This window comes from Bacteroides cellulosilyticus DSM 14838 (assembly GCF_000158035.1).
In the GTDB taxonomy this organism is placed as follows: Bacteria; Bacteroidota; Bacteroidia; order Bacteroidales; family Bacteroidaceae; genus Bacteroides; species Bacteroides cellulosilyticus.
Genome location: NZ_EQ973493.1, coordinates 1 through 2,190, shown reverse-complemented (window position 1 = coordinate 2,190; position 2,190 = coordinate 1). Strand labels below are relative to the sequence as shown.

Annotated in this window: 1 pseudogene; it reads right to left on the bottom strand. The window is 41.8% G+C overall.

What is annotated here, in order from left to right:
- Positions 1 to 17 precede the first annotated feature (17 nt).
- Positions 18 to 2,190, bottom strand: a pseudogene (locus BACCELL_RS22325) (hypothetical protein); the annotation flags it as partial.

Here is a 2,190-nt window from a genome sequence, read left to right as displayed (position 1 = left end):
TCCGCTTGAATGTTTTTTTAAAAAGGTCTGCAATAGAAATAATAATGATTCTCTGTTCTATGGGGATAGCCATAAGCTGACGATGTAAAGCCACTATAAATGTCAAGGGTCCGTGCTGATAAATCACCACCGTATCCATCCTTTGACCAATGTCGTCCAATGTTAAAAACTTGTTTTTGAAGAGAATTAAAATTAATGCTGTAAGAAGCAATGTCATCATAATTAGTTTGAGATCTACCGGAAAAAAGTCTGTATTGATCCATTGTTACGAAGCTCCATCCTGAAGGTACGGAACTATTGATGCTACTCCACGTTGCCTCTGTATGCGGTGAATAAATCCAGTAATTATTCAGTGCATAAGTTGTCATTCCGTACACAACAGGTGAACCTGTCCATTCATCAATTTGGTAGTCGGGAAATCTGACATCATCTGCTTTAAACTTAAAATAGTATAGATTTTTTGCAGTTTCATTGATAGTGACATTCTTAAATGTAAATTTGAAAGTGGTAGTAGTTCCCGACGTTTTACTTTCCTGGTTTACGGTCTGATAGTCTTTTGCACGTGAATCTGTTGAGCTTTCATCATAACTATAAGTTGTACCTCCTTTAAATGTCACCGTAAAATTAGTTATTCCCCAAAGGTTTGTATCTGTTGTAGATAATTTCATGTCTACGTCTGTTGCTGCCCGTGTGAAGGTTATTCCGGATTTGTTTGCTGTAAACGTGGGCAATGATGATTTAAAAGTAACCGCAATTGCTTCTTTTTTTGTATCATCCGATAAGTTTTTTACATAGAGTGTTCCACCGTTCGCATCACTAAGTGAGAAACTGCTTGTTTGGTACTTTATTACATAATTATGCTCTTTCGTATTAGATTCCGCAAGGTCAGCTTCTACTCCTCCGGGTAATTGTAATACACTTCCTCCCAAAGAGTATATTTTCAACGTTGCTGTAGAATAATAAGACGATTTCAACTGATACAAGTTCAGTGATTTACTACTTGATATATATGAATTAGCGGAAGGGTCTGTACTGACTACCTCAATTGTGGGTGCTTGGAATTCTCTCGCAATATTCACTGTTATTCCTGTTCCTCCGGAAGCGTTTGTGAATACGATTTGCGTATCATCGAAACTTGCTGCGTTCTCTATCAGTTTGAAAGTGAAACTTGCTGTTTTACTTTCCGGTGTGCTACGTGTAGACACCGGTGTAATGTTTTCCAGCCATGACGGGCACTTGCTTATAGTAGGTTTACTATAATTATCCATTGTTAGGGTGAATTGCTTGTCCTTGATGACAGGTATAGTAAGCGTGGCGGTGGTGGCTGTTATAGATGAAAGGCTGATTCCTGCGCTTTGATTTGTTATTTGTAAGTTATTGAGTCGATTAGGTAGTAATTTCACTTTGATGTTCTCGGCTTTTGTCTCGTCCGAACGATTTTTCAAGGCTACGGTGATTTCTTTTTCAGTCAAGTCGGTAGCATCCGTACCTGCCCATTGGAAAGTATATTCCTGCGTGGTGTGCGGGCTCGAAGCCGGACTGACTGTGATGCCCGCATCAGCAGGAAACTCTATCTTGCTGCCGCCCACGGAAGTGACTACTATCGTACCTGTGGAAATTTTGGAACTGACTGTCTGTACCAGATAGAGTGTATTGTCTACTGCATTCCAGTTATTTACCCCGTCGGGGCTCATTGCAGCGCCTGTGGGTTTTACGATGGGGGCACTCAAAGTAGCGTCTATATCTATAAGTATCACTTCCTCACCGCCTCCTGCCTTGTCCATCAGGCAGAGAATGCCGCGGGGATAGTTGTCGCCTGTATAATTCTCATTAAGAGTTACTTTGTATTTCACTTTCTGCGTGGCTCCTGTTCGTGCTGTGGTAACAGGGATTTCTTCCAGTTTCAACCAGTTGTCAGCAGTGTTATTACCATAGTAGTTTAATTGCGCTTCGACTCCTGCATTGGAGCCGGTGGTAGCGGTAAAACTACTTCCTGTTTTAAGTGCCAACGTGACGATACCGGCGTTGATGTCATAAGTCGTTTCTGTTGCGGGTAGCAGGTCTGCTACGATGACAGTCTCCAGCCCATTTTCGGGCTCGTAATCATCTATATAGTCACCCGTTTCCCAATCCACCAGACGGATATTAGCCGTCAGTTCAAAAGGGTCGGCTTCGGTTATCTGCACCGTG